Source organism: Cupriavidus sp. 86D6 (assembly GCF_057815095.1).
The window spans coordinates 1-5479 of sequence record NZ_JBYPSB010000033.1 but is presented as its reverse complement, the minus strand read 5'-3'; the positions used below and the strand labels follow the sequence as shown (position 1 = coordinate 5479).

2 tRNA genes, 3 rRNA genes and 1 pseudogene are annotated in these 5479 nt (G+C 53.6%); all 6 read left to right on the top strand.

From position 1 onward, the window contains the following. Window positions 1-198, top strand: a pseudogene (locus tag AC3G88_RS29270) (hypothetical protein); the annotation flags it as partial. 68 nt (window positions 199-266) lie between these two features. Then, a 16S ribosomal RNA gene (locus tag AC3G88_RS29265) occupies window positions 267-1798 on the top strand. Window positions 1799-1861: 63 nt separating this feature from the next. Next, a tRNA-Ile gene (locus AC3G88_RS29260) sits at window positions 1862-1938 on the top strand. A gap of 12 nt (window positions 1939-1950) precedes the next feature. Then, window positions 1951-2026, top strand: a tRNA-Ala gene (locus AC3G88_RS29255). A 311-nt stretch (window positions 2027-2337) separates the two neighbouring features. Continuing rightward, window positions 2338-5218 (top strand): 23S ribosomal RNA (locus AC3G88_RS29250). 122 nt (window positions 5219-5340) lie between these two features. Continuing rightward, a 5S ribosomal RNA gene (gene rrf / locus AC3G88_RS29245) occupies window positions 5341-5454 on the top strand. Together the 16S, 23S and 5S rRNA genes with 2 tRNA genes alongside form the textbook arrangement of a ribosomal RNA operon. Window positions 5455-5479 lie beyond the last annotated feature (25 nt).

Here is a 5479-nt window from a genome sequence, read left to right as displayed (position 1 = left end):
ATAATCTCGTTTCTCCGCTGCGACGAAAGACGCAGCGACAGCGAACGGCAAAGCCGGTCGCTCGGGTTCTTTAACAAACAAACAACCGATAAGTGTGGGCGCTTGATGGCGAACGCCACGGAGCTTCGGCTTCGTGATGCTTCAAAAGTTATCAGTGCTCGCACAGTAAAACATGTTGGTTTGCGTCGCGAGACGTGAACCAGTCAGTTTTCTGAGAGTGAGCGACCGCTCGAAAGAGCGAGGTGCTTCGGCACCACACAGAGATTGAACTGAAGAGTTTGATCCTGGCTCAGATTGAACGCTGGCGGCATGCCTTACACATGCAAGTCGAACGGCAGCGCGGACTTCGGTCTGGCGGCGAGTGGCGAACGGGTGAGTAATACATCGGAACGTACCCTGTTGTGGGGGATAACTAGTCGAAAGATTAGCTAATACCGCATACGACCTGAGGGTGAAAGCGGGGGACCGTAAGGCCTCGCGCAGCAGGAGCGGCCGATGTCTGATTAGCTAGTTGGTGGGGTAAAGGCCCACCAAGGCGACGATCAGTAGCTGGTCTGAGAGGACGATCAGCCACACTGGGACTGAGACACGGCCCAGACTCCTACGGGAGGCAGCAGTGGGGAATTTTGGACAATGGGGGCAACCCTGATCCAGCAATGCCGCGTGTGTGAAGAAGGCCTTCGGGTTGTAAAGCACTTTTGTCCGGAAAGAAAACGCTCTGGTTAATACCTGGGGCGGATGACGGTACCGGAAGAATAAGCACCGGCTAACTACGTGCCAGCAGCCGCGGTAATACGTAGGGTGCGAGCGTTAATCGGAATTACTGGGCGTAAAGCGTGCGCAGGCGGTTTTGTAAGACAGGCGTGAAATCCCCGAGCTCAACTTGGGAATTGCGCTTGTGACTGCAAGGCTAGAGTATGTCAGAGGGGGGTAGAATTCCACGTGTAGCAGTGAAATGCGTAGAGATGTGGAGGAATACCGATGGCGAAGGCAGCCCCCTGGGACGTCACTGACGCTCATGCACGAAAGCGTGGGGAGCAAACAGGATTAGATACCCTGGTAGTCCACGCCCTAAACGATGTCAACTAGTTGTTGGGGATTCATTTCTTCAGTAACGTAGCTAACGCGTGAAGTTGACCGCCTGGGGAGTACGGTCGCAAGATTAAAACTCAAAGGAATTGACGGGGACCCGCACAAGCGGTGGATGATGTGGATTAATTCGATGCAACGCGAAAAACCTTACCTACCCTTGACATGCCACTAACGAAGCAGAGATGCATCAGGTGCCCGAAAGGGAAAGTGGACACAGGTGCTGCATGGCTGTCGTCAGCTCGTGTCGTGAGATGTTGGGTTAAGTCCCGCAACGAGCGCAACCCTTATCTTTAGTTGCTACGCAAGGGCACTCTAGAGAGACTGCCGGTGACAAACCGGAGGAAGGTGGGGATGACGTCAAGTCCTCATGGCCCTTATGGGTAGGGCTTCACACGTCATACAATGGTGCGTACAGAGGGTTGCCAACCCGCGAGGGGGAGCTAATCCCAGAAAACGCATCGTAGTCCGGATCGTAGTCTGCAACTCGACTACGTGAAGCTGGAATCGCTAGTAATCGCGGATCAGCATGCCGCGGTGAATACGTTCCCGGGTCTTGTACACACCGCCCGTCACACCATGGGAGTGGGTTTTGCCAGAAGTAGTTAGCCTAACCGCAAGGAGGGCGATTACCACGGCAGGGTTCATGACTGGGGTGAAGTCGTAACAAGGTAGCCGTATCGGAAGGTGCGGCTGGATCACCTCCTTTCCAGAGGCTTGTGTTCACAAGTCAAGCGTTCACACTTATCGGTTTGTTTGCTGTTACAGCCAAGGGTCTGTAGCTCAGGTGGTTAGAGCACCGTCTTGATAAGGCGGGGGTCGTAGGTTCAAGTCCTACCAGACCCACCAAGTTATCTACGCGGGGGATTAGCTCAGCTGGGAGAGCACCTGCTTTGCAAGCAGGGGGTCGTCGGTTCGATCCCGTCATCCTCCACCACTTACCTTGATCGAGGATCGGGGTAACGAGACGACCTGGTTGGTAGTCAAATGAAAGCATTCAGTGCTGAGTGCTTTCATTTGGCATTGCCAAGCGACGATAAGTCGGCTGTTCTTTAACAATATGGGATGTAGTAAAGGTGTCGCGAAGCGTTGATGAGACGCTGCAGTACAAACGCGATACCGGGTTGTGATTGTATCAACCAAAATGTATTTAAGTGATCGAAAGATGACTTGGAATACGGCACAAACGCGAGAACTCAGACCTGTAGCCAGCGTGGATAACGGAGACGTTAGACACACTCGTTATAGGGTCAAGCGAACAAGTGCATGTGGTGGATGCCTTGGCGATCACAGGCGATGAAGGACGCGGTAGCCTGCGAAAAGCTTCGGGGAGCTGGCAAACAAGCTTTGATCCGGAGATGTCCGAATGGGGAAACCCGGCCCGAATGGGTCATCCCTTGCTGAATACATAGGCAAGGGAAGCGAACGCGGCGAACTGAAACATCTAAGTAGCTGCAGGAACAGAAATCAACCGAGATTCCCAGAGTAGTGGCGAACGAAATGGGAAGAGCCTTGCACTCTTTAGCAGAACTGTTAGCAAAACGGGATGGAAAGCCCGGCCATAGCAGGTGATAGCCCTGTATGCGAAAACAGATTTGTGGAACTAGGTGTGCGACAAGTAGGGCGGGACACGTGAAATCCTGTCTGAAGATGGGGGGACCATCCTCCAAGGCTAAATACTCGTGATCGACCGATAGTGAACCAGTACCGTGAGGGAAAGGCGAAAAGAACCCCGGGAGGGGAGTGAAATAGATCCTGAAACCGCATGCATACAAACAGTCGGAGCCTGGCAACGGGTGACGGCGTACCTTTTGTATAATGGGTCAGCGACTTACATTCAGTGGCAAGCTTAACCGGTTAGGGAAGGCGTAGCGAAAGCGAGTCCGAACAGGGCGTTGAGTCGCTGGGTGTAGACCCGAAACCAGATGATCTATCCATGGCCAGGTTGAAGGTGCGGTAACACGTACTGGAGGACCGAACCCACTAACGTTGAAAAGTTAGGGGATGAGCTGTGGATAGGGGTGAAAGGCTAAACAAATCTGGAAATAGCTGGTTCTCTCCGAAAACTATTTAGGTAGTGCCTCGTGTCTCACCTTCGGGGGTAGAGCACTGTCATGGTTGGGGGGTCTATTGCTGATTACCCCGCCATAGCAAACTCCGAATACCGAAGAGTGCAATCACGGGAGACAGACATCGGGTGCTAACGTCCGGTGTCAAGAGGGAAACAACCCAGACCGCCAGCTAAGGTCCCCAAATATAGCTAAGTGGGAAACGAAGTGGGAAGGCTAAAACAGTCAGGAGGTTGGCTTAGAAGCAGCCACCCTTTAAAGAAAGCGTAATAGCTCACTGATCGAGTCGTCCTGCGCGGAAGATGTAACGGGGCTAAGCTATATACCGAAGCTGCGGACGCACAGCAATGTGCGTGGTAGGAGAGCGTTCTGTAAGCCTGTGAAGGTGTCTTGTAAAGGATGCTGGAGGTATCAGAAGTGCGAATGCTGACATGAGTAGCGATAAAGGGGGTGAAAGGCCCCCTCGCCGTAAGCCCAAGGTTTCCTACGCAACGTTCATCGGCGTAGGGTGAGTCGGCCCCTAAGGCGAGGCAGAGATGCGTAGCTGATGGGAAGCAGGTTAATATTCCTGCACCGTCGTATGATGCGATGGGGGGACGGATCGCGGAAGGTTGTCCGGGTGTTGGAAGTCCCGGTCCCTGCATTGGAGAAGGCGCTTAGGCAAATCCGGGCGCGGAATTCAAGGATGTGGGGCGAGCGGCCTAGTGCTGCGAAGCAATCGGAAGTGGTTCCAAGAAAAGCCTCTAAGCTTCAGTCATACGAGACCGTACCGCAAACCGACACAGGTGGGCGAGATGAGTATTCTAAGGCGCTTGAGAGAACTCGGGAGAAGGAACTCGGCAAATTGGTACCGTAACTTCGGGATAAGGTACGCCCTGGTAGCTTGACTGGCCTGCGCCAGAAGGGTGAAGGGGTTGCAATAAAATGGTGGCTGCGACTGTTTAATAAAAACACAGCACTCTGCAAACACGAAAGTGGACGTATAGGGTGTGACGCCTGCCCGGTGCCGGAAGATTAAATGATGGGGTGCAAGCTCTTGATTGAAGTCCCGGTAAACGGCGGCCGTAACTATAACGGTCCTAAGGTAGCGAAATTCCTTGTCGGGTAAGTTCCGACCTGCACGAATGGCGTAACGATGGCCACACTGTCTCCTCCCGAGACTCAGCGAAGTTGAAGTGTTTGTGATGATGCAATCTCCCCGCGGCTAGACGGAAAGACCCCATGAACCTTTACTGTAGCTTTGCATTGGACTTTGAACCGATCTGTGTAGGATAGGTGGGAGGCTTTGAAGCGTGGACGCCAGTTCACGTGGAGCCGTCCTTGAAATACCACCCTGGTTTGTTTGAGGTTCTAACCTTGGCCCGTGAATCCGGGTCGGGGACAGTGCATGGTAGGCAGTTTGACTGGGGCGGTCTCCTCCCAAAGTGTAACGGAGGAGTTCGAAGGTACGCTTGGTACGGTCGGACATCGTACCTAAAGTGCAATGGCAAAAGCGTGCTTAACTGCGAGACCGACAAGTCGAGCAGGTGCGAAAGCAGGACATAGTGATCCGGTGGTTCTGAATGGAAGGGCCATCGCTCAACGGATAAAAGGTACTCTGGGGATAACAGGCTGATACCGCCCAAGAGTTCATATCGACGGCGGTGTTTGGCACCTCGATGTCGGCTCATCTCATCCTGGGGCTGTAGCCGGTCCCAAGGGTATGGCTGTTCGCCATTTAAAGAGGTACGTGAGCTGGGTTTAAAACGTCGTGAGACAGTTTGGTCCCTATCTGCCGTGGGCGTTGGAATCTTGACGGGGGCTGCTCCTAGTACGAGAGGACCGGAGTGGACGTACCGCTGGTGTACCTGTTGTCTCGCCAGAGGCATCGCAGGGTAGCTATGTACGGAAGAGATAACCGCTGAAAGCATCTAAGCGGGAAACTCGCCTGAAGATGAGGATTCCCTGGAGGCTTGACCTCCTTGAAGGGTCGTTCGAGACCAGGACGTTGATAGGCTGGGTGTGGAAGCGCAGTAATGCGTTAAGCTAACCAGTACTAATTGCCCGTAAGGCTTGATCCTATAACCAGTGTGTTTGACCTGGTTAGACCAGAGTCCGCGTGTGCCACAGGCATACAACACAACCCCCTTACTACACCCCAGATTCGCTGCGCTGATGCATGTCAGCGCGGCAACCCCTCATGCCTGGTGACCATAGCGAGTTGGAACCACCCCTTCCCATCCCGAACAGGACCGTGAAACGACTTTGCGCCGATGATAGTGCGGACTACCCGTGTGAAAGTAGGTCATCGCCAGGCTCTTATACCCAGAACCCCCAAGCCC